This is a genomic window from Zwartia panacis, from assembly GCF_030410395.1.
GTDB classification, from domain to species: Bacteria; Pseudomonadota; Gammaproteobacteria; order Burkholderiales; family Burkholderiaceae_B; genus Zwartia; species Zwartia panacis.
This window is the reverse complement of record NZ_JAUHHF010000002.1, coordinates 268,776-290,188: the sequence shown is the minus strand read 5'-3', so window position 1 is coordinate 290,188 and position 21,413 is coordinate 268,776. Positions and strand designations below refer to the sequence as shown.

Here is a 21,413-nt window from a genome sequence, read left to right as displayed (position 1 = left end):
TTTTCATCTAAAACTGACCCACCCTGTTACTGCATAAATTACAGTGTTTCTGTGGATAAGTTAAGTTTTTTCGTATCCAAATCTCCCTTTTTGTTTGATTTTCTGTTGGTCTGTTTTTTACTCGTCTCGCTCTGTTTAAAACGCCAGGATTCATTTCCAGTTTCGACGATATGGCAGTGATGCGTGAGCCGATCCAATAGCGCCGTTGTCATCTTTGCATCACCAAACACTTTGGGCCATTCTGCAAAGCTCAAGTTTGTTGTGATTGCCACACTTGTATGTTCATAGAGTTTTGATAACAGATGGAATAGAAGTGCACCGCCTGCCTGACTAAATGGCAAATAACCCAGCTCATCCAGGATGACTAAGTCTGCATAAACCAGACGGTGGGCAATTTGTCCCTGTTTACCTGCGGCTTTTTCCAACTCGAGAGCATTGACCAATTCGATCGTAGAGAAGAATCGAACCCTTTTATCATGCTGTCTAATCGCGTCAATCCCAAGTGCCGTGGCTAAATGTGTTTTGCCTGTTCCTGGGCCGCCAATAAATACCAGATTATGTGCCGCATCTAGAAACGACAATGTACGCAACTCAGTCATCAGTGATTCGTCGACTTGTGCCTCACTAAACGTAAATCCATTGAAGTCCCGATGCGCCGGGAATCTTGCTGCTTTCATTTGATAGGCTACTGAGCGAACCTCTCGCTCCGCTGTCTCCGACTTGATTAGCTGCATCATGAGCTGTTCAGGATCGAAGTCTGCAATGCGGTTGTGTGCAGTGAGCTCAGGCCAACTTTGGGCCATGCCGTGAAGTTTGAGTGACTTTAAATGACGGATAATTTCATGGGACATGGTTGATCTCTATTGGAATGTTACGTAGCGTTTCATAGCGAGATACGTTCGCCAACGGTTCGATTCTCACGCTCAGCGGCGAAACCAGAACAGTTTCAGGTGTGGCCGGGCTCTTAAGCCTTCCGAGTACATTGAGTACGTGCTCACCGCTCGGATGCCCCGATTCAAGAGCAATCTCTACTGCGACAAGAACCTCCTCTATGCCGTGCACCGGAATAGCGGATAAGACTTGCGCCATGATCCGATCTCCGCCCGTATGACGCAGAAGATGACGTTGAAGACTTAATAACGGGTCGGGCATTGTCAGGAACGGCGCTCCATTACGTAATGCCCCAGGCTTGCGTTCGATGAGCGGGATGTAGTGCTCCCAGTTATAAATTGTCACGTATCGATCAAACTGTCGAACATGGCGGGCAATCTCCTGGTCATCAGCGATGAGTACTAATTCCGCCGGGTAGATATGCAGACTGACCACTCGATGTGCATAGGCAGTTGGTACGCTGTACCTGTTGCGCTCAAAGTGGATTAGGCTTGTTGAAGAGACCCGGATCGGTTGCTCTACATAACCATCAAAGGGTCGAGGACACGGCATCATTTGCTGCTGCTCATCTTGGAGGACATCAGCAATCGTCATGGTCGGCCATTGTGGATGCATCATCTCAGACCATGCTGTGCGACAACGATCAGCGACCCATGCATTGACTTGCTCAAGTGAATCCCATCGCTGATTACCGACCTCTACCCAGATCTGGCGTCGGCGATCCTGGACGTTCTTCTCAACAATGCCTTTCTCCCAGCCAGAGGCCACATTACAGAAGTCAGGCTCAAAGAGGTAATGACTGCACATCGCTTCAAAGCGTGCATTGACTTTGCGTCCCTTGCCTCGGAGCACCCTATCGACAGCGGTCTTCATATTGTCATAGATACCTCGTCGTGGCACGCCGCCAAACGCGATAAATGAACGAGTGTGTGCATCGAACAGCATCTCGTGGCTCTGAGTAAAGTACGCGACCATCCAGAAGGCACGCGAGGAGGCAAGTTTGCAATGCGAGACTTCTAGTCTGCGCCGTAGACCCGCGATCCAGACGTACTCACAGCTCCAATCAAACTGGAAGGCTTCGCCGTGTGCAAAGAACATCGGTACGAACGCTTTGCGCTCTGGAGCATCCATCATCTCTTGGCGTAACTTGCGCACCCAGACGGCTAGACGCACATAGCTACCGGTATAGCCTTGCGTTTTTAGCTCATTAAATATCACCTTAGCCGTACGCCTTTCCTTCTTGGCGCGATGACTATCCGCTTTGAGCCACTGCCGAATCTGCTCAAAGTACGGTTCAACGATGCTTTTAATCGGTCGAGCCGGGTACTGGGGTTCAACCATATCTGGCTGACGTAACCATTGCCGGATCGTATTTCGGGATAAATTGGTGCGGCGCGAAATCTCTCGGATCGAGAGTTTCTCGCGAAAGTGCATCCGCCTAATCTTAGCTAGCATGCCCACTGTGATCACTCCAAATTCTCCTGCTCAATCCTTGAGCAGGACATTCAATCACATGGGTCAATTTTGGGTGAAAACTATTGCGCTAAGTGGGTCAATTTTGAACGATCGTCAACACCCAAGGACCTTTTCAAGTGCTGCGACCTGCTTGCTCACGCCACTTTGAGTAGTGCGTGATTCCCTCGCAACTGCAGAAAAACTCCCGCTCTCAACTACGCGCACAAATGTTTGCATTGCTTCTAAGCGATCCATTTGAATTCCTTATATATTCCAAATTGGACTAAATGATAGTCATAATTTTAGACTAGTGTGATTTATTAGATTAAATGAAACTACAAGCAATCAATTCACACCTAGGAGATTTTCATGAGCAAAGTTAACGTTCCAACACACGCAAGCGTCAGCACTGAAAACCAAGTTTTGTTTGACAACCTCAAAAAAGGTTTGGGCATGGTGCCAAACCTGTATGCAACTCTGGCGCATTCTGAAACCGCTTTGGGTACCTACCTAACACTGCAAAACGCTAAGAGCAGCATCAATGGCAAGTCGCGTGAAGTGGTAAACCTTGTTGTCAGCCAGGTCAACAACTGTGAGTACTGTCTAGCTGCTCATACGGTCATCGGCGGAATGGTCGGCTTCACACCCGAACAAATCATCGAAATTCGTCAAGGTCGTGCCACTTTTGATGCCAAGCTCGATGTATTGGCCCGATTGGTTAGAAATATTGCAATTGAACGCGGGCATGCCAATCCTGCACTGGTCGATGAGTTTTTAGCCGCTGGCTGGACACCAGGAAACCTTGTGGATGTGATGGTAGTCATTGGTGACAAGACCGTGACAAATTACCTTCATGGGACAACTAAAGTACCTGTGGATTTCTCACCAGCGCCTGCACTGACAGCTTGAGCGGATTCCTATTTGCAATAGGACAACAAAATGAACACCAGCACACTGACTCTACCGTTGTTGGGGCAAAGTGATCGCCATCAATTTGCCAAAGGGATCGCCGTGGGTCTTGTCGCAGCCAGTATTGGTGCGCTTTACACCGTTTATGCACGTTGGGGCATTGCACGCGGTTTGTCGTCGCCTGATTTGACTGTGTTGAGATTTGGGGTTGCTGGAGTTTTGATGCTGCCAGTGTTTGCAATGGCATTTCGTCGAGACAGTGCGCAATTCTTACAGAGATGGCGGGTATGGCTGCTGGTGGCGTTATTCGCAGGCACGCCCTTTGGACTATTAATGTTCGGAGCGTTGCAATTTGCACCTCCTAGCCATGCGGCTGTATTCCCATTCACTGCCATGAGCGTGATGGGCATGGTGTTAGGTGCAGTAGTGCTTGGTGATCGAATGACGTATCGACGGGTGGTTGGAATTGTTGTAGTGCTGATAGGACTTGTATTGATTTCAGGTGTAGATGCCTCTAGCTTGACATGGAACGCAGCGATGGGAGATGCTATGTTTGTAATCGCTGGCTCGTTGTGGGCGAGTTTTGGAATTGTGTTGAGAAAGTATCGGCTCGACCCCTTGTTGGCTACCTCGGTGATTTCAATCAGTGCGCTATGCACTTACGCCCCCGCTTATTTCTGGTTTACAGGTGCTTCGGGTTTGATGCAAGCTGAACCAAATGTTTTCTGGGTCGAGGTGTTGGTTCAGGGCGTGATCGCTGGTGCAGGTACGCTTTACACCTATTCAAAAATGGTTTCACTTCTAGGTCCATCTCGAGCTGCCGTGTTCCCAGCGCTAGCCCCAGGGCTGGCAGCCTTGATGGCTTGGCCAGTCTTAGGACATGTACCTGCATTTCTTGAAGCCATAGGCTTGCTGGTCGTTATGAGTGGCTTGATCGTTGCCGTCACTGTGTCGTCCGTCACTTCTGATAAAACTTAAATAAAACGAGGAAAACTATGAGTACCACTTCGCTAACCCAACAATTGGCCGAATACAAGGCTGGCTTTATTCAAAGAGTGCCATCCGAGCGTTTGGCGATGATGGAGGGGGCCACCGCAGAGCTCAAAGCCTCTGGCATCGAGGTCAGTGCACTTCAGATCGGTGATCAAGCTCCAGATATCGAATTACCTGACGCGACTGGTCAAGTTGTTCGTCTGTCTGATCTGTGGCACCAAAATATTTTGGTGGTTGCTTTTTATCGCGGCGGTTGGTGCCCATATTGCAACTTGGAACTGCGTGCATGGCAACAACATCTGGAATCACTCATTGAGTTAGGTGGCAGATTGATCGCTATCTCTCCGCAGACACCAGACAATTCGCTATCGACAGCTGAAAAAAATCAATTGGCATTTCCTGTGCTGAGCGACTCAAACTTGCTAGCAGCCAACGCATTTGGCATTGCATTTGAACTACCTAAAGCATTAATTGAACTATATGGCAGCGTAGGTAACGATCTGCCAATGCTCAATGGGAATGAACGTTGGGTCTTGCCGCTACCAGCGACTTACGTCATAGGAAGTGATGGTCGAATCATTTACGCTCACATTGAAGCAGATTACCGAGAGCGTGCAGAACCTACTGAAGTTCTGAAAGCAATAAGTTTGCAACAACATCGTTAATTTTCAAATTAAATAAATTCGACCAGGTATAGCTTTTTGAAAAGCGTTTAAATTTAAGATGTAGAAAGGCAGCTATTAACTAGCCACTCTTTTGGAGTCAAACCATTCTTTTGATGAAAAACCCTAGTGAATGAGGACGCAGACGCATAGCCTAATTCACGATGAAGGTTCTTTATCGGTCTTCCTTCCTGCAGCTTTCGCATTGCCAAATTAATTCTCAATTCAGTTAGATATGCAATCGGTGCGACACCAACTTTTTCTTTGAAATGATCAGCAAATCTCGCCCTGGACATACCTGCTTCTTGAGCTAATTGATCTAGGTTCCAGCTTTGACCAGGTTGACTGTGCATTGCCTCTATGGCTTTAGAAATCTTTGAATCAGCCATGCCAGCAATCGCGCTTGTTGGAATCAAATTTTCTTGAATCAAAAACCTATACATCCTCACGGTTAAGTAATCCATCAGATGATCGATTGCATGCTGCCTGCCGCACCTGTCCCCAAAAGCTTCTTGATACAGCAAATTAAAAATCTCTTCAAAACCCGTTAACTTAGAGGTCGGTATAACCAAAACTTCTGGCATGCCGAGGATCAGTGGGTTTTGAAGACCGCTCCCGATAGAAACTTTGGCACAGACCATATCTGCGCCTTCAGGCTTGATGGACCGAAAAGAATGTTCGGTTGGTCTAGGAAAGAAAACGATCGACGATTCGGCAACTTCGACGATTTGGTTTTCTTTCAAAATAATTTCTAAGGGTGCTTTTTTGATGATGTGAATGTGACCCATTCCAGCTTGGATCTCAAAAGCGTGCTCTCCGCAGAGCGTCCCGTGACTAAACACATTAGTTTTAATCTTGAAGTGCTGTAAAAGTGATGAGAGCCGATCCATGGGATTTATTGTTCACAAAATGAGATTAAATGAATCAAATCATCTCATAAGATGAATCCCTAAACAAGTTGATCAACAGATCGGCTAAAAAATTTTGGAAATTTATTTGTAAAGGAGGCATATATGGGTCGCTATCAGAGGTCAAGTGAGGCTATCGCTGCCCTTAGCAAAGAGCAGTTCGATGTCACGCAACGCAATGGAACAGAGTTACCGGGCACCGGGGCATACCTTCATAACAAGCAGCAAGGCATTTACGTGGATGTTGTCTCTGGAGAGCCCTTGTTCGCGTCATCGGACAAATTTGACTCTGGGTGTGGCTGGCCTAGCTTTACAAAACCCATCGCACAACAATTTATGAAAGAGCGTACTGACCTGAGTCACGGCATGCGTCGTGTTGAAGTCCGGTCGACCTATGGAGACAGTCACCTTGGGCATGTATTTGAAGATGGCCCACCTGACCGCGGAGGGCTCAGATACTGCATCAACTCAGCATCCTTGCGATTTATCCCAAAGTCTGAAATGGAAGCCGAAGGCTATACGGACTACCTAGACCAAGTGAAAGGTTAATGACATGAAAACTGAACGAGCTGTTCTTGCAGGAGGTTGCTTTTGGGGCATGCAAGATTTAATTCGAAAACTCTCAGGAGTGCTCAGCACGCGAGTAGGGTACACAGGTGGCGATGTTAAAGACGCCACTTATCGAAACCACGGCACACATGCGGAGGGCATCGAAATTCATTTCGATCCCAGTTTGATTAGCTATCGACGCATTTTGGAATTCTTTTTCCAAATTCATGACCCAACAACGCCAAAGCGCCAGGGTAATGACATCGGCATGTCCTATCGCTCAGCCATTTATTACACAAGTGAAGCCCAGCGGATAGAAGCCATCAGAACCATTCATGACGTTAATGTTTCGGGCCTTTGGCCGGGGAAGGTTGTTACAGAGTTGGAGCCAGTGGGAGATTTCTGGGAGGCTGAGCTTGAGCATCAAGACTATCTAGTGAGACACCCCAATGGCTACACATGTCACTATCCACGATCAAATTGGGTTCTGCCGCACCAGAATGAGGCAAGGCTTAAATGAGATGAAAAGTACATTAATTGGGACTTATCGTGATCGGTGGACTCTTACATTGGGTCCATGGATCACCAAGCTCATCACACAATAGCTCCACTCTTTGTCAGAGTGACACATTGGCTCAACGCCTTAGCTGTCATTGTCATGATCATGAGTGGATTGAAGATTTACAACGCATCCCCGATCTTTGATTTTCTGTTCCCGCGAGAGCTGACCGTAGGGGGCTGGTTAGGCGGTGCGTTACTTTGGCACTTTGCCTTCATGTGGTTATTGGTGGTCAATGGACTGATTTATCTCACTCTCAATTTCTACACAGGTCGTGCCTGGAAGAAGTTTTTTCCAATAAGTCCAAAAGAGCTCATCAAAGACGTTTTAGACACGCTCAAAGGCAAGCTTGCGCATGAAGATTTAAGTAAGTACAACACCATTCAAAAGCTAGCCTATTTGTCGGTGATCCTTGACATCGTCATCTTGATTGCCTCTGGCTTGGCCATTTGGAAATCAGTTCAGTTTCCAATTCTTCGAGATTTGATGGGCGGGTTTGATAACGCCAGAGTGGTGCACTTTGCAGCCATGTCTTTTGCGGTCTTTTTCATCCTTGTGCACTTATTGATGGTTGCGCTTGTACCTAGAACGCTTTTGATCATGACCAGGGGAAAATGACATGCCAGATAAAAAGATTTTTAATCCCCATGAAAAAGAAATAATCAAAGACGTTTACAAAGGTCTAGATCTTCCGACGCGACGTTTATTTGGTAAGCGAGCACTCAGCTTGGGTGCCATCTCTATGCTCACTGGGTGCAGCTTAACAAGCGAGGACTCTATTGAAGAAGCCCTGATGGTGATGTCTCGTTTCAATGACGGCGTGCAAAGCTGGTTATTTGATCCTAACAAGATGGCTCCAACGTATTCGGAAGAGATGTTGACAAAACCTTTTCCATTCAATGCGTTTTACACTGAAGATGAGATACGCCCCAGTCCAGACAATTTCAAATTAAAAGTATCTGGCTTAGTTCAAGACACGAAAGATTGGACGCTTACTGAGCTGCGTGCTTTTCCACAAACCAGTCAAATTACGCGACACATTTGTGTTGAAGGTTGGAGTGCAATAGGTAAATGGGGTGGCGTGCGGTTCAGTGATTTTCTCAAGCGCATAGGAGCAGATAGCACTGCAAAATTTGTAGGTTTTAGATGTCATGACGACTACTACACAAGCATCGACATGCCCACAGCGCTTCATGCACAAACATTGCTCACCTTGACTTACGCTGATGAGGTACTGCCGCCTAAGTATGGCTACCCGATGAAGCTGCGAATGCCAACAAAATTGGGCTATAAAAATCCTAAATACATTCAAGAAATTTTTGTGACTAACGTGAATCCTGGAGGCTACTGGGAAGACCAAGGTTACAACTGGTTTGGTGGTAGCTGATCATCAGCTGCCGCCTTATTTCGCACGCTTGTGCTTTTAACTTTTGGAGATTCACATGAAAAAAATCGCAACCTTGATTTCTTGTTTGGTCATGGCTGGCACATTTCAAGTCGCGCAAGCTGATGACATGAGCAAAGATGGTATGAAAAAAGACGCTATGTCTAAAGACGCCATGGCAAAGGATGGCATGAAAAAGGATGCTATGGCTAAAGACGGTATGAAGAAAGATGCCATGGCCAAAGACGGTATGAAGAAAGATGCTATGGCCAAAGATGGCATGAAAAAAGATGACATGAAAAAAGACGGTATGTCAAAGTAATCTGCCTTACGCTAGGTGCAATCCCGCCAAAGTGCGGGATTTTTAATTTGGATTTTGATAGTGAGTTTTGATGTTTTCCAAAATCGCTTCCATTACGTTGCCAATTTTTACGATTGTTCTTGTTGGTTTCTTATACGGCCGACGTGTTAAACCTGACCTCGGTGGAGCCAACAAACTGATTGTGGACATCGCACTGCCTGCTTTGATTTTTATCTCGTTGTCCGCTAAATCTTTCGATCCCGTTTCAGCCCTGTCATTTACCGGTGCATCGATCGTGTTGATTCTTCTGACTGGCTTGATTGCTTGGCCATTCACAAGATTTTCAGGCGCAACAATGCAAGCATTTTTGCCATGCGCCATGTTCACCAACGTAGGTCCTATTGGGATTCCCTTGATAGCACTTGCTTATGGGCCCGAGGGAATGGCGCCCGCTGTAGTTTTGCTAGTCATTTCCAATATTTTGCACTTCACGCTTGGGGCTGGCGTGATGAGCGGCAAAGTCGACTGGCGTATGGTGTATGCCAACCCACTTGTTTGGTCAACAGTGTTGGGTGTCGCTAGTTCGCAATTTCAAATTGCGTTTCCAGATTGGATTCAAACATCCTGCACCTTGATTGGCAGTGTGTTGGTCCCGATGATGTTGATGTCCCTCGGTGTAAGGCTGGCCAGCAGTCAAGTGGCAGACGCATGGGTAGGTGCTCGCTCAGGAGTTCTCATATTGATCATCAGGCTTGCGGCTGTGCTTATGGCGCTTTGGTTCATTCCGTTGCAAGGTCTAGAGCGCGGTGCATTGATCCTTTTTGCATGCTTGCCATCGGCAGTTTTTAATTTTATGCTCGCAGACAAATTTCAGGTGGAGCCCAACAAGGTGGCGTCCACTGTCATCATTGGCCATATCTTGAGTTTGGCTTTCCTGCCTCTCGGGATTTGGCTGGCATTCATTTAGTTTTCATTTTTCATAAACATAAGGACAACCGTCATGATCAAGTTTTATTTTCATCCCTCACCCAATCCATTGAAGGTTGCGTTGTTCCTTGAAGAGACAGGTGAGCCTTACGAGCTCATTCCCGTGGATACGCGCAAAGGTGACCAACACGCAGATTCGTTTAAGGTGATCAACCCGAATGCAAAGACGCCAGCAATGCTGGATGACGACATTCGAGTTTTCGATAGCAATGCCATGTTGCTTTATTTGTCTGAAAAGATTGGCAAGTTCGTTCCTGCAGATACACCCAAGAACAAAGCTGAGATGTACTCATGGCTGATGTTTGTAGCTACGGGCATCGGCCCATACTGTGGGCAAGCGGTCCATTTCAAGCACTTTGCGCCAGAGCCCAAAGAATATGCAGTGAATCGTTATGACTTTGAAGCCTGGCGTCATTGGCACATCATCAATGACCACTTAGCAAATCAGCCCTACATGATGGGCAATGAATACACCATTGTGGATATGTCTGTTTGGGGCTGGGCACGCGTTGCGCCCTTTGTTTTAGGGGCAGACGCATGGGAAAAACTCCCGAACGTCAAACGCTTGCTTGATGAAATCAACGCTCGCCCTGCTGCGCAACGAGCAGAGGCCTTGAAGACGAAGTTTGCTTTCAAAACTGAAATGGATGAGGATGCTCGCAAAAAGCTTTTCCCATCTAACGAACGCCTCAAAACCTCTGGAGTGTGAAACATGATTGACTTCTATTACTGGACCACACCTAACGGCCATAAGGTCACGATGTTCTTGGAAGAGTCAGGTCTTGACTACAACATCAAACCTATCAATATCAGCAAAGGTGAGCAATTTGCTCCTGATTTTTTGAAGATAGCGCCCAACAATCGCATACCTGCCATCGTTGATTACTCGCCATCAGGTGGCGGTGAACCCATTAGTATTTTTGAATCGGGTGCCATTCTTTTGTACTTGGCAGACAAGACAAAACAATTTATTCCTCAGGACTTACGTGGAAGAAATGAGTGCCTGCAATGGTTGTTTTGGCAGATGGGGGGCTTAGGCCCAATGGCAGGTCAGAACCACCACTTTGTGCAGTACGCACCAGAACAACTGCCTTATGCCATTGATCGCTATGTCAAAGAGACGTCGCGCCTGTATGGCGTGCTGAATAAGCTTCTTTCAGATGGTCGTGAATACATTTGCGGTGATTACTCTATTGCCGATATGGCGTGCTATCCATGGGTTGTTCCACACGAACGGCAACGTCAAGACATGAACCAGTTTCCCTATCTATCCTCATGGTTTGAACGGATTGGAAATCGTCCAGCAACACAAAAGGCATATGACATTGCCAAGTCGATCAATACTGCGCCTACTGTGGACCAAAACGCCAAATCTATTTTGTTTGGCCAAGATGCAAAGACAGTAGTTTGATTGCCCGCTAGGAAATATTTATGACTATAAAAGCGGTTGTTTTTGATGCTTACGGCACATTGTTTGATGTCTACTCCATCCAAGTATTAGCTGAAGAGCTCTACCCAAACCATGGGGCTGACATTGCGCTGAAGTGGCGCGACAAGCAAATTGAGTACACAAGGTTGATCACGCAGTCTGATCCGCACAACGCATCTGGCAGTCAATACTTCCGTCCATTTTGGGAGCTGACGCGCCTGTCGCTGGAGTACACCCTAGACCGACTAAAGCTAAATCGTGAATCGAGTCAGGTAGAAAAACTGATGCAGCAATACGCTCATCTGACCCCGTTTACTGAAAATTTGGCGGTCCTTCAGAAAATCAAGGCTAGTGGTTTTACGACTGCCATCCTCTCAAATGGCAGCGAGGATATGCTGGCATCTGCAGTCAAGAGCGCAGGCATGGAGGATGTTTTAGACCATGTCATATCTGTCGATCCGATACGTCTTTTCAAGACCTCTCCAGAAAGTTATGGACTTGTACAACAGACGATTCCCATAAACAAAGATGAAATTCTGTTCGTATCAAGCAATGCATGGGATGCACTAGGTGCAAATTGGTTTGGCTTTACAACGCATTGGGTCAACCGGCAAGGTTTGCCGTTTGAGGCTTTAACACCGCGCCCTAATTACTCGGGGGCAGATCTCAAGTCAGTCCTTCAATCGTTGAAACTCACAGAGTAATCATCGCTATGAAATTTCAAGTACTTTTAAGTTTCTTCCTGCTTTGCATGGGACACAACGCAAGCGCTCAGCTTCTAGATGCCATTCGTGGTCATGTTCAAGACCTAAGAGTGCGGTTTGACGATCATCAAAAGATTGAAGGCGAACTCATTAAGCGAGGGCAGATTGACAAAACTGCAAAGGGGCAGGATTTGATACACAACTCTTCTGGTGAGTGGTCTGTCATCAAGGTAGGGGATCAATTATTTTTGCAATCTAGCGAGAACTTTAGATCCAGTCCAGGCCCTGACTACCACGTCTACATCAGCAGCAAATCTGCCATCAAAGACAACGATGAATTTAGCGCCCAACAGATTGAAGTCAGCCGACTGAAAAAGCCTAATGGTGCTGCTTACTATCTCTTACCGACGCAAAATCCAGAAGATGTAAGCAGCGTGCTGATTTGGTGCAAGCAGTTCAAAGAGTACATCGGATCGGCTGATTTACGTCCTGCTAACTAGGTCACATAAACAGCACGCCTGCTATCAATCTAAGCTAAGTTGTTCGGCCGGCACAAGTGTTAATAAGAAAAAATTGAGGTTTATGTGAATTCGTGAAGTTGTTTCATTGCTTCGTGGAGCTTTAATCCAGATTCATTGAGCTTAGTTTGAGAGGCGGAAACTTTCGGGCTTTCGTAGCGATGCTTAGCTTCAAATGCTTCGATGTCAACCAGTCGGTACATTACTTTGCCGCCAATTTTGAGATAAACTGGACCATTGCCTTCGCAACGGTAACGTTCGATGGTATGGACTGATTTATTCCACCTGTTGGCTAGATCGTTTTGAGTTAGGTGTTTCACGGAGTCTGTCATGGTTTTTTCCTTTTTTTTTGGGAAGCCCATTGACGCGTAGATTCGAGGAAAAAGCCAGCTAATTCAAGAGTCTGTTGCGGAAATTTGTATGTTATGCACTGCATACGCAACTACCGGTCAAGCAGTATTCAAGTGCTGTTGGTGTGGAATTGAACCAGAGTCCACAATGCACCACCATATGCAAAGTGAGAAAGCACTCTCTCATTTTTTGAAGAACCCCGCTGAGGCCCAGTCTCTGCGGGGTTTCGCCGTTTTTAGATGTTGTCTTCGCCCTAAAACGATCCCCTGTAAAACACCTTACGGGCCTGTTTTTACTCTCCATTCTCCAAAAGTTGTGGACTTGATAGAAGGCAGTCTACAAGTCTGAAGTCATAAAAATCAACAACTTACGGTCTCTCGAAAAGCGCCATTCTTTTTGATGCCGTGCATAGGATAGTTGAGCAATAAAAACAACTCTTCGCGGCAGGGTGCAGGAAGATGCTGGCTTGGTGGGTGCTTAGGAGTGATGGAAAAAGTGGAGAGCATTAGAGAACTTGTTTGCAACTCTCAATTTAGCCGATACCCTGATTGAGGTTTCGAATCCCAATAAATCCGCCAAGCAAACTTTCTTCAAAGTTTCAGATCTTCCCCACCAACGGGCGATCTGCACTCACCAAACACAACTGACTATTCAGTGCCAACGCCAATGCCAATGCGTAAGGTGCCTCCGCAATCAATGCTTACTTCAATTCAATCAGGTCTGCAGACCCAATGTACTCTTTGAATTGTTTGCACCAAATCAAAACGCTCTTGACATCTTCAGCATTGGTTGTCGTGAGTTTGTAATAGGCAGCGCCGTTGGGCTTTGAAAGCCTACTGACTTCAACTTGCTTGGCATCGAATTCGGGGTTGTCTTTGATGGCGGCCGATGTGCTGATGTACACGTGGTAATCGGGCCCTGGGCTGGATTTGAAATTGGCTGCAGATTGCAAGTAAAGATCGTTGCCAGCGCGAATCAGCAACCATGTCCCAGATGAGTTGTGAATGAGATCTTGCCCTTTGGCCGTGGTATCAATGTCGCCTTGTTTCAGTGTCACACCATGGATGAACGTGTCCTTTGAAAAACGTGCTTTGATGTCTTTGGCATGTCCTGTGATCGCCTCCAGTATTTGTGCGTGGACACTGCTTACGAAGAGCAGACAGACAAGGGCCAATATTTTTTTGTTCATAGAGACCTATTTTAGAAAAGCAAGCCAGATGCCCAATGGCAAAAAGACCATGCTGAATATATGTCCCATCACCACTGTGGAGGCCACTTTTTCTGGTTCAACATGGAACTTGTCGGCCAATAAAAAGTTAAACACTGCGGGGGGTAAGCAAGCAAACAAAATCATCGCCCCGCGCTCAATCGGTTGGAGTGTCAACAGTTGCAAGAGCAGCAAAACTGACACCAGCCGGATGACCCATGTCAAAATCGACGCGTTCACACCCACTCGCACATCATGTAACTGGCTGCTTGCCAGTCTAGAACCCAGCGACAGCAACATCATCGGAACCAATACATTGCCAACCATGGTCAATGCAGTTTGCAAGGGAGAAGGAATCTCCCATTGCATGTGCGAGACCCACAAGCCCAGCAGCGTGGCCCATATGAGTGGATTGGCGTAGACCAAGCGCCAGTCCACGCGGCCGCTCATGACAATCGCCCCCAGTGTGAAATGCAAAATATTCGATATGACCAACAGCACAATTGAAAGCGGCAAGCTTTCAGGTCCATAGGCCAATGCGATGAGTGGAATGCCAATCGGCCCAACGTTTGTGAACATGACACAGGGTAAAAATGCCTTCACAGAAGCCCCCGAGAATCGAGCCACAGGCCAGGCCAGTAATCCACTTAAGACAATCAACGTCATCGAAGCGAAAGTGAATGTGATGGCGGACTGTGGATCAAAACTTTTCGACGCAAGAGAACTGAAGATCAGAATGGGCAATGCAAGATCAACAATCAGTTTGTTGGCGCCTCCCAGGTCTGGCTTGAACCGACGGCTGTAGGCAAAGCCCAACCACGCAATCAAAAAAATGGGCAATGTGATTTCAATGATTTTTTGAAACATGGCGGGCGCTAGATTCAGACTAAGCCTGTGTATTCGCCGCGCGCGGGATAGTCTTTTGCAATGGCGAAGTCAATCGCACCCAGCAGGTCCTGAAACTGCGGACGGGCAAACGGCATGGTTTGTGTGGCGCCGTAGTAAAGCGTCCCATCGGGTCTCACGATGAAAACACCCGGCTCGCTAAACAGTGCGGGTTCTTCAATGCCAATCGATGTCTTGCCCCTGGATGCGCTGATGTAAAGACCCCACTCGCGGGCACTGGCCAAGCTCAGACCATAGCCAATTTGTAGGTGGGTAGCCTTGATTTTCTCCGACATGGCTTGCGCACGCTCGGCGTTGTCACTGCTGAGCGCCACAACCTGAACGCCACGCTGGTGGAACTCGGGCGTCAAGGCCTCGAGCTCCATCAGGTACTTGGCACAAATGGGGCAATGCAGGCCTCGGTAAAAAACGAGTAAGTCAAACCGCTCTGCGGGTGCTACCCCCAGAGCAAAGTGACCTCCCGTGACAAGCGGAACGTGCAATGCGGGAACAGGCTGCCGGGGTGTCAGTGCGTTTGTGCTCATGAAGTGTCCTTTTGGAGATGCGTGAAAAGAGGTTGAGTGGGAACGATGAATGCCATTGTGATGTACTATGTGCAATTGAAAATTCAAAAATATTTGCAATTCGTACAATATGAGTGATGTCAAACTCGATCGCCTGTCTGCGCTTTTGGAGGGTTTGGCCCCCTTGGTCACGCTGGGGCTCGTTTCTGACGCCCGTGTCGATGGCGCACCCAGTGGAGACAACGACACCGATCTGCAGTTGTTCTTTTTGACGCGAGGGCGCGCAGAGTTGAAGATCAATGGTGTGCGACAAACGATCGAATCCCCAGCCTTGGTTGCAGTGCATGCCAGCAAGCCCTTCGTCTTTCACAGATTCTCGGCAAAGGATGCCTGCCGCTTGGTGCAGGCGCGTGTCCAATTGACTGGACCTGTGGCCACCTTGTTCTTGGAGGAGTTCGCACAACCGCGAACAGTCTCACTGGCTGATGATGAGCCCGCGTTGCAATTGGCTGTCGCCATGATCGAGTCTGAATTGGATGCACCCCGTTGCGGACAACCGGCATTGCTCAACCGCGCAGGCGACATTCTGTTCATCGGCTTGTTGCGTTACCTCGTGGCACATCCCAGTGACCAAGAGAGTGGCCTCTTCAATGGTTTGGCCGATCCACGAATTGCCAAAGCTTTGGTGGCCATGCACCAACGTCCAGCTTTTGGGTGGGATTTGGAACTGTTGGCCAAAGAGGCCGGTATGTCGCGGACGGCATTTGCGACCAAGTTTCATCTAACAATGCGCAGGCCGCCAGGAAAGTATTTGGCTGCAATCCGGCTGGCCTTGGCACAGCGGGCTGTTGATTTGGGCAAGGGACTCAAGGAGGCAGCCAAAGTGGCTGGGTATGGAAACAGCTCAGCTTTGTCTCGTGCTTTGGCCAAGTCAATGTTGCCTAGGCAGGCGAATTGATTGGGGAGAGTTCGAATCCCTAGCGCCACCAATAGTCGATGCTTTCTGACCTGAGCAAGTTATTTAAACAATTCCTCTTGGGCCGCCAGTAATTTTTTGTAAATTACTGATCTTGATAGATAAATCATAAAACAATAATAAAAAAGATACTCGTTAAGTCACGCTACTTGTAATGTATGCGGCTGATCCTAGTAGGTCAGTTCGGGACTGATTTTTTGATTCAGTTTATTCAGCCTTTCAGAAACTATTAGGTTGACCTTGAGGACTTAGGAAATATGAAAATGTTGAAATATATTTACTTTTTACGACATTTTCATAAAATAATGATATGCAAACAAAACTTAACAATCCCGCATTTGAACTGACTCGCACCAAAGGTCTGGTAAGAGCGGGTGAGCTTGCCCTCGCCGGAATCGCAGGTGAAAAACTCCAACAACTATTAAATCGCGGCTCGCTGGTTAGAGTCAGCCGCGGAATCTATTCGTCCCCCGACCGGGTTGTTACCGAGAAAGATCAACTTGCACTGATTGCAATCAGTCATCCGCATTTAGTATTTTGTCTGCTCACAGCACTTCAAATTCACGGCCTGACAACGCAAGCACCACATGAAGTCTGGGTTGCCATCCCTTCGAAGGCTCGTGCTCCAAAGCTAGCATATCCACCACTTCGCATATTTCGACTGAGCAACCCCGGACTATGCATTGAGCAAAAGTCTGTTGATGGAGTCGTTTATATCCCTGTCACATCAGTGGCAAAAACAATCGCTGATTGTTTTAAATTTCGTAACAAGATTGGATTCGATGTGGCTCTGGAAGCGTTGAGGGATGCATGGCAACAAAAAAAGGTTTCAATGGATGAGCTGTGGAAGGCTGCTGAGCTTTGCAGAGTAGCCAATGTCATGAGACCGTATTTAGAAAGTCTTGTATGACATTAAAAAATAGAAGTGCGTCCGTGCGTGCGCGTTTGCTGAGCAAGGCTCGCGAAAAATCCGTAGATTATCAACTGGTCCTCACGCGTTATGCGTTAGAGCGTTTGTTATATCGATTAAGCATTTCGTCTCAGAAAGAGTATTTCTTACTCAAAGGCGCCTTGCTTTTTGATCTTTGGTATGACGTCCCATTGCGTCCAACTCATGACATCGACTTATTAGGATTTGGGATTGCAGAAATTCCGCATCTTATTGATATCTTTGAAGAACTCTGCAATCTAGAGTTAGATGATGGAATATTTTACGATTTGAAATCCATTAAGGTCGAAGAGATTCGTAAAGAAGCAAATTACTCCGGTATCAGAGTCACTTTACTCGGTTTAATTGATGGTGCGAAATGTCCGATACAAGTCGACATTGGATATGGAGATGCAGTGACTCCAGCGCCAGAGTCAGTGCTGTATCCAGTCATGCTGGATGATATGCCAGCACCTTGCTTACGGGTGTATCCCAGATATACGGTGATAGCAGAAAAGTTAGAGGCCATCATTACGCTGGGGATGGCGAACACGCGAATGAAAGACTATTTTGATCTGTACGTCATTTTGCAGGATACCGACATAGATCGAACGGTTCTTAGTCAAGCGGTAACTGCCACCCTGAATCGTCGAAAAACGACGAGACCTAAAGACGTACCAACTGGACTGAGCGAGCGATTTTCATTGAATGCTCAGAAAAATACCCAGTGGAATGCGTTTGTTAATCGCAACAAATTGAAAGCAACATCTCTGGGCGCAACCGTCGATTACCTGCGTAATACCTTGGCTTTCTTATTTGATGACTTCAAGCATGAAGTGAAGCATGATTTCAAGCCTGATTGAACATTTCGTTCTTGAAACCATCGCCTGCAAAATATTACAAAATAGACAACAATAAAACTTTTGATAATCTTTAAAAGTAAAAAGCTACATTCACTTTTTATTTTGAATTCCTTGAGCGGGAGATGTGACATGGCTTCAAACTTGAAAATCTTAGCGGCTTTGATTCTGTCGAGCGCTTTCCAGCTTGCCTCTGCCCAGGATATTGGACTCACGAAGCAGTTCTCCGGCTGTATGGATAAATCCAACGGTGTCACTGTCGAAATGCTCGAGTGCATTGACGCGGAAATAAAACGTCAAGACAGAAGACTCAACAAAGCCTACAAAGATGTCATGGATCAACTGTCTCCAGAACGTAAAAAACAACTTCAGCATGCTCAGCGTGCTTGGATAAACTACCGTGATGCTAACTGTAAATTTTATGATGATCCAGATGGAGGTTCATTGGCTAGAGTCAGTGCAGCAGATTGTTTGATGTCAGAGACTGCTTCTCGTGCCAAAGAAATAGAGTCCTTTTCTGGCGTTGACTCTACACCATCGGCAGCAAAAACATCCGAACCACCGGCTCAACCAGCAAGACCCGCATCCAATGATTCTGTCGCACAAAACGTTCCGCCAGTTTTAACGGGTCCACAGAAAAACGCTTTGCGGGCAGCGCAGTCCTATCTCAGCATCAGTGCATTTTCGCGAGACGGGTTGATCGAACAACTTTCATCATCTGCGGGAAGCGGCTTTAACATCGCTGATGCAACGATCGCCGTGGACAGCATGAACATCGACTGGAATCAAGAGGCTGTGAAATCTGCCAAGCAATATCTCCAAATGATGGGATTTTCATGCAAGGGTTTGATTCAACAGCTTTCCTCTCGTGCAGGGGGAAAATTCACTGAACAGCAGGCTGCTTTTGGAGCCAAACAGGCTGGAGCCTGCTAGTTAGTGAGGTTTCTATCTTGCCATCCGTCACGATGGATTGAAGTCGATCAAAGCTGGGTTAAAAAACCTTTTCTGCGACCACGATCCACATTGCCATCGTAAAGATTGCCGCGATGTTACTGGCCAGAATTTGTCCAGGGATGCTGTCTTGTGCCACTCTGAATTGTGACGACAGCATCGCGCCCATCGTGGCGGCCGGACATGCGGCGATGATCACCACACCCTTGGCAAGTATCCCATCCAGCTTGAACACTAGCGCGAGCAAGACCACGAGCCCTGGCATCAGGATATTTTTAATCAAGACGACGAGGACAACTTGTTTGTCCACGCGCGGTGTCAGGAAAGAAAGAAGTACTCCCAGAGTGAACAGGGCAAGACCGCCAGAGATGCTGCCGAGTAGTTTGATGGAATCGGTCGCGAGCTCAGGCGGTTTAATGCCTGCAAGCACCATGCACATGCCAAGCAGGGGTGCCCAAACGACGGGTTGCTTAATCGTATCAAGCAAGATGTGAGGAAGTGTCGCAGAGGCACCGCTTTCATTTCCTTTGTTGAGCAAAGCCATAATCACCGGAATCACTATGATGCTGGCGATGATGTTGCCCACAATAATGGGTAGCATGCCCTGCGGACCAATCACGGTCAGTGCGACAGGCATCCCGAAATACGCCATGTCTGGAAAGCCACAGTTGCTCCCGAATAATGATGCTTCGTTAGCGGGTTTTTTCCAAACGAACAACGCCAGGAGAAGCGCGATGAAAAAAGGCACTGTGATGCCTAGCAGCAGGGTCAGCGCATAGGGAATGTTTTCAAGCTGGCTGGGGCTGAAGTTAAAAATCGAGACGAACAATGCGCAGGGCAAGGCAAAGCTCACCACCACAGTGGACAGGCTGCGCGCACCTTCTGAGTTGATGACTTTAGTCAAACCCGCAAAATAGCCAAGCACAATGACGAACGCAACAGGCGCAAGGGCGGAAAAAATCAAGTGAACCATGGCCTCTTTTCCATTAGGTGGTGGCAAAAATTGCGCAGAGCAGGATCGCAATCTTTTCAATTTGGTGATTGTATGTGAGCCTGAAGGGATTTCAGCGCTTATGATGTGAGTCAGATACTTAAACTAAGGAAGATAGAGATGGCATCTCATATTCGTCTCTTTTTTGCAGTGGTGATTTGCGCTTTATTGGCGGCTTGCATTAACGCACCCGTCGTGCGCAGCGATTTTGATCCTCGTGCAGATTTCGCCTCCTATCGTACTTTCGCTTTCATTGAGCCACTTGGGACCGATCGGGCGGGCTACACGACGCTCTTGACGGAACGACTCAAGCGAGCCGCTGCCTTGCAGATGGAGTCGCGTGGTTATGTCTATCGCGAGAAAGATCCTGATTTGTTGATCAACTTTCAATCTCATGTTCAAAGCAGAACCGAATACGTTGCGCCTCCGCCGATGATGTGGGGCTATGGTTATGGATATGGGTTTTATGGCGGTTGGCCGGGCTATGCGTTTGGACCGGACGTGATTCAGTACAACGAAGGCACGATGAAAGTTGATCTGATCGACGCCAAGCGCAGGCAGATGGTGTGGGAAGGTGTGGGCACATCGATCGTCGATAACATCCAGCAAACAGCCTCAGATCAGGCTGTTCAGAACATGATCGCATCGATTTTTGCCCGCTACCCCTTTGTAGCGGGCAGCAAATGACTCTGGGAGTTAGAGGAAAGTATGAATGTCCTCTGTAGGCTTAGCCTCTCAGGTGTAACAGCGTTGCATCCACCAAAGACTGTGTGGAGTCTATAAATCGCAGTGGATCATTTTCCAGTTCGTGGATCATGCCTAGCGGAATTTCGGTACATCCAAGAATGACGGATTCAGCGCCTCTATTGAAAAGCACATTGGCTGCTTGTCGCAACAACGCACCTCCCGCCTCCAGGTCACCAGCCTTCACAAAAGCGATACCGGGTGACACCAGCTGATGAAAATCCTCTTCACTCGGGACTAAAGGCTTGAGGCCCAAGGCCGACAGGCGTTGACTGTAAATACCCATGTGTGCAGTGCCCTCAGTTGAAAGCACACCGATAGTGTTCGCATGAGGGTTGCGAGCCAGAACTTGTTGGGCACTCGCATCCACGATATGCAGAAAAGGCATCTTCGCTCGCTTGGCCAAATCCTCGTACCAGCAATGCGCGCTGTTGCAAGGCATGGCGATCACTTGCACGTTCGCCGCGTTCAGGAAGTCAACCGCTGCGAGCAGTTGCGGGAGCGGACTCGGGCCTTCACCGAGCACGGATGCTGTTCGGTCGGGGGTCGTGCAATCACCATATAAAAGAACAGGAATATGTTGCTGGTCGGTTTGCGCTGTTGTGGAAAGAGTGAGTTTGCGCAGAAAGTCTGAAGTGGCGAGCGGCCCCATGCCGCCGATGACGCCTAGCCAGCCAGGTGGTAATTGAATGGAAGCGTTAAGAGATGTCATATTGCTGATCCTTGACGGCGCTATTCTGATTTCCG

27 protein-coding genes and 2 pseudogenes are annotated in these 21,413 nt (G+C 47.5%); 19 read left to right on the top strand and 10 right to left on the bottom strand.

Translation table 11 applies throughout. The features are described 5' to 3' along the window. Positions 1-38: 38 nt before the first annotated feature. From istB to QWY30_RS03945, 3 genes and pseudogenes are all read right to left on the bottom strand, one after another. Complete coding sequence (gene istB, locus QWY30_RS03955) at positions 39-851, bottom strand: IS21-like element helper ATPase IstB (RefSeq protein WP_290238443.1); 813 nt, start codon at positions 849-851, stop codon at positions 39-41. Further along, the gene (istA, locus tag QWY30_RS03950) at positions 841-2,352 is read right to left on the bottom strand and encodes an IS21 family transposase (protein ID WP_290238442.1); all 1,512 of its coding nucleotides are present in this window, start codon (positions 2,350-2,352) and stop codon (positions 841-843) included. Before istA ends, istB begins: the two co-directional genes overlap by 11 nt. Before the next feature lie 114 nt (positions 2,353-2,466). Further along, a pseudogene (locus tag QWY30_RS03945) lies at positions 2,467-2,601 on the bottom strand (LysR family transcriptional regulator); the annotation flags it as partial. Between the two features lie 114 nt (positions 2,602-2,715). Here QWY30_RS03945 and QWY30_RS03940 point away from each other — a divergent pair. The 3 genes from QWY30_RS03940 to QWY30_RS03930 are packed head-to-tail and all read left to right on the top strand — an operon-like array spanning position 2,716 to position 4,913. Next, positions 2,716-3,255 carry a carboxymuconolactone decarboxylase family protein gene (locus QWY30_RS03940; RefSeq protein ID WP_290238441.1) on the top strand — a complete coding sequence of 180 codons (540 nt, stop codon included), beginning with the start codon at positions 2,716-2,718 and terminating at the stop codon, positions 3,253-3,255. A gap of 30 nt (positions 3,256-3,285) precedes the next feature. Next, positions 3,286-4,233, top strand: coding sequence for a DMT family transporter (locus QWY30_RS03935; RefSeq protein WP_290238440.1), 948 nt, complete (start codon positions 3,286-3,288; stop codon positions 4,231-4,233). A gap of 17 nt (positions 4,234-4,250) precedes the next feature. After that, positions 4,251-4,913 carry a peroxiredoxin-like family protein gene (locus QWY30_RS03930; protein ID WP_290238439.1) on the top strand — a complete coding sequence of 221 codons (663 nt, stop codon included), beginning with the start codon at positions 4,251-4,253 and terminating at the stop codon, positions 4,911-4,913. Between the two features lie 53 nt (positions 4,914-4,966). Here QWY30_RS03930 and QWY30_RS03925 read toward each other — a convergent pair whose 3' ends face one another. After that, positions 4,967-5,800 (bottom strand): AraC family transcriptional regulator, encoded by an 834-nt coding sequence (locus tag QWY30_RS03925; RefSeq protein ID WP_290238438.1) that lies wholly within the window; start codon positions 5,798-5,800, stop codon positions 4,967-4,969. A 123-nt stretch (positions 5,801-5,923) separates the two neighbouring features. Here QWY30_RS03925 and msrB point away from each other — a divergent pair, with 123 nt between their 5' ends. The 10 genes from msrB (at position 5,924) to QWY30_RS03875 (ending at position 12,231) form a co-directional block, all read left to right on the top strand. Next, complete coding sequence (gene msrB, locus QWY30_RS03920; protein WP_290238437.1) at positions 5,924-6,367, top strand: peptide-methionine (R)-S-oxide reductase MsrB; 444 nt, start codon at positions 5,924-5,926, stop codon at positions 6,365-6,367. Between the two features lie 4 nt (positions 6,368-6,371). Further along, positions 6,372-6,887, top strand: coding sequence for a peptide-methionine (S)-S-oxide reductase MsrA (gene msrA / locus QWY30_RS03915; protein ID WP_290238436.1), 516 nt, complete (start codon positions 6,372-6,374; stop codon positions 6,885-6,887). A 57-nt stretch (positions 6,888-6,944) separates the two neighbouring features. Then, the gene (locus QWY30_RS03910; protein WP_290238435.1) at positions 6,945-7,544 is read left to right on the top strand and encodes a cytochrome b/b6 domain-containing protein; all 600 of its coding nucleotides are present in this window, start codon (positions 6,945-6,947) and stop codon (positions 7,542-7,544) included. A 1-nt stretch (position 7,545) separates the two neighbouring features. Further along, positions 7,546-8,313: a molybdopterin-dependent oxidoreductase gene (locus QWY30_RS03905; RefSeq protein WP_290238434.1), complete on the top strand. Its 768-nt coding sequence runs from the start codon at positions 7,546-7,548 to the stop codon at positions 8,311-8,313. Positions 8,314-8,368: 55 nt separating this feature from the next. Then, positions 8,369-8,632 (top strand): pentapeptide MXKDX repeat protein, encoded by a 264-nt coding sequence (locus QWY30_RS03900; protein ID WP_290238433.1) that lies wholly within the window; start codon positions 8,369-8,371, stop codon positions 8,630-8,632. Positions 8,633-8,702: 70 nt separating this feature from the next. Then, entirely contained in the window at positions 8,703-9,578 is an 876-nt protein-coding gene (locus QWY30_RS03895; protein ID WP_290238432.1) for an AEC family transporter, read from the top strand. Positions 9,579-9,611: 33 nt separating this feature from the next. Next, complete coding sequence (locus tag QWY30_RS03890; protein WP_290238431.1) at positions 9,612-10,307, top strand: glutathione S-transferase family protein; 696 nt, start codon at positions 9,612-9,614, stop codon at positions 10,305-10,307. Between the two features lie 3 nt (positions 10,308-10,310). Beyond that, positions 10,311-11,009 (top strand): glutathione S-transferase N-terminal domain-containing protein, encoded by a 699-nt coding sequence (locus QWY30_RS03885; RefSeq protein ID WP_290238430.1) that lies wholly within the window; start codon positions 10,311-10,313, stop codon positions 11,007-11,009. A gap of 20 nt (positions 11,010-11,029) precedes the next feature. After that, entirely contained in the window at positions 11,030-11,731 is a 702-nt protein-coding gene (locus QWY30_RS03880) for a haloacid dehalogenase type II (RefSeq protein ID WP_290238429.1), read from the top strand. A gap of 8 nt (positions 11,732-11,739) precedes the next feature. Next, a complete protein-coding gene (locus tag QWY30_RS03875; protein ID WP_290238428.1) occupies positions 11,740-12,231 on the top strand; it encodes a DM13 domain-containing protein in 492 nt (163 codons plus the stop codon). Between the two features lie 80 nt (positions 12,232-12,311). Here QWY30_RS03875 and QWY30_RS03870 read toward each other — a convergent pair whose 3' ends face one another. The 4 genes from QWY30_RS03870 to QWY30_RS03855 form a co-directional block, all read right to left on the bottom strand. Next, on the bottom strand, positions 12,312-12,581 hold the full coding sequence (locus QWY30_RS03870; RefSeq protein WP_290238427.1) for a helix-turn-helix domain-containing protein: 270 nt from the start codon (positions 12,579-12,581) through the stop codon (positions 12,312-12,314). Positions 12,582-13,300: 719 nt separating this feature from the next. Continuing rightward, positions 13,301-13,789: a DM13 domain-containing protein gene (locus QWY30_RS03865; protein WP_290238426.1), complete on the bottom strand. Its 489-nt coding sequence runs from the start codon at positions 13,787-13,789 to the stop codon at positions 13,301-13,303. Positions 13,790-13,795: 6 nt separating this feature from the next. Continuing rightward, positions 13,796-14,674 (bottom strand): AEC family transporter, encoded by an 879-nt coding sequence (locus QWY30_RS03860; protein ID WP_290238425.1) that lies wholly within the window; start codon positions 14,672-14,674, stop codon positions 13,796-13,798. 14 nt (positions 14,675-14,688) lie between these two features. Then, positions 14,689-15,237 carry a peroxiredoxin-like family protein gene (locus tag QWY30_RS03855; RefSeq protein WP_290238423.1) on the bottom strand — a complete coding sequence of 183 codons (549 nt, stop codon included), beginning with the start codon at positions 15,235-15,237 and terminating at the stop codon, positions 14,689-14,691. Positions 15,238-15,346: 109 nt separating this feature from the next. Here QWY30_RS03855 and QWY30_RS03850 point away from each other — a divergent pair, with 109 nt between their 5' ends. The 5 genes and pseudogenes from QWY30_RS03850 (at position 15,347) to QWY30_RS03830 (ending at position 18,913) form a co-directional block, all read left to right on the top strand. Beyond that, entirely contained in the window at positions 15,347-16,174 is an 828-nt protein-coding gene (locus QWY30_RS03850; protein WP_290238421.1) for a cupin domain-containing protein, read from the top strand. Positions 16,175-16,502: 328 nt separating this feature from the next. Next, entirely contained in the window at positions 16,503-17,102 is a 600-nt protein-coding gene (locus QWY30_RS03845; protein ID WP_290238419.1) for a type IV toxin-antitoxin system AbiEi family antitoxin domain-containing protein, read from the top strand. Beyond that, positions 17,099-17,983, top strand: a complete 885-nt coding sequence (locus tag QWY30_RS03840) for a nucleotidyl transferase AbiEii/AbiGii toxin family protein (protein ID WP_290238417.1) — start codon at positions 17,099-17,101, stop codon at positions 17,981-17,983. Before QWY30_RS03845 ends, QWY30_RS03840 begins: the two co-directional genes overlap by 4 nt. A gap of 129 nt (positions 17,984-18,112) precedes the next feature. Continuing rightward, positions 18,113-18,424, top strand: a pseudogene (locus QWY30_RS15920) (lysozyme inhibitor LprI family protein); the annotation flags it as partial. Between the two features lie 30 nt (positions 18,425-18,454). Further along, positions 18,455-18,913, top strand: a complete 459-nt coding sequence (locus QWY30_RS03830) for an Ltp family lipoprotein (RefSeq protein WP_290238726.1) — start codon at positions 18,455-18,457, stop codon at positions 18,911-18,913. 58 nt (positions 18,914-18,971) lie between these two features. Here QWY30_RS03830 and QWY30_RS03825 read toward each other — a convergent pair whose 3' ends face one another. Next, positions 18,972-19,904 (bottom strand): AEC family transporter, encoded by a 933-nt coding sequence (locus QWY30_RS03825; RefSeq protein WP_290238415.1) that lies wholly within the window; start codon positions 19,902-19,904, stop codon positions 18,972-18,974. 138 nt (positions 19,905-20,042) lie between these two features. Between QWY30_RS03825 and QWY30_RS03820 the strand changes: the two genes are divergently transcribed. Beyond that, complete coding sequence (locus QWY30_RS03820; RefSeq protein WP_290238413.1) at positions 20,043-20,609, top strand: DUF4136 domain-containing protein; 567 nt, start codon at positions 20,043-20,045, stop codon at positions 20,607-20,609. A gap of 40 nt (positions 20,610-20,649) precedes the next feature. Here QWY30_RS03820 and cuyB read toward each other — a convergent pair whose 3' ends face one another. After that, a complete protein-coding gene (gene cuyB, locus QWY30_RS03815) occupies positions 20,650-21,378 on the bottom strand; it encodes a cysteate racemase (RefSeq protein WP_290238411.1) in 729 nt (242 codons plus the stop codon). Positions 21,379-21,413 lie beyond the last annotated feature (35 nt).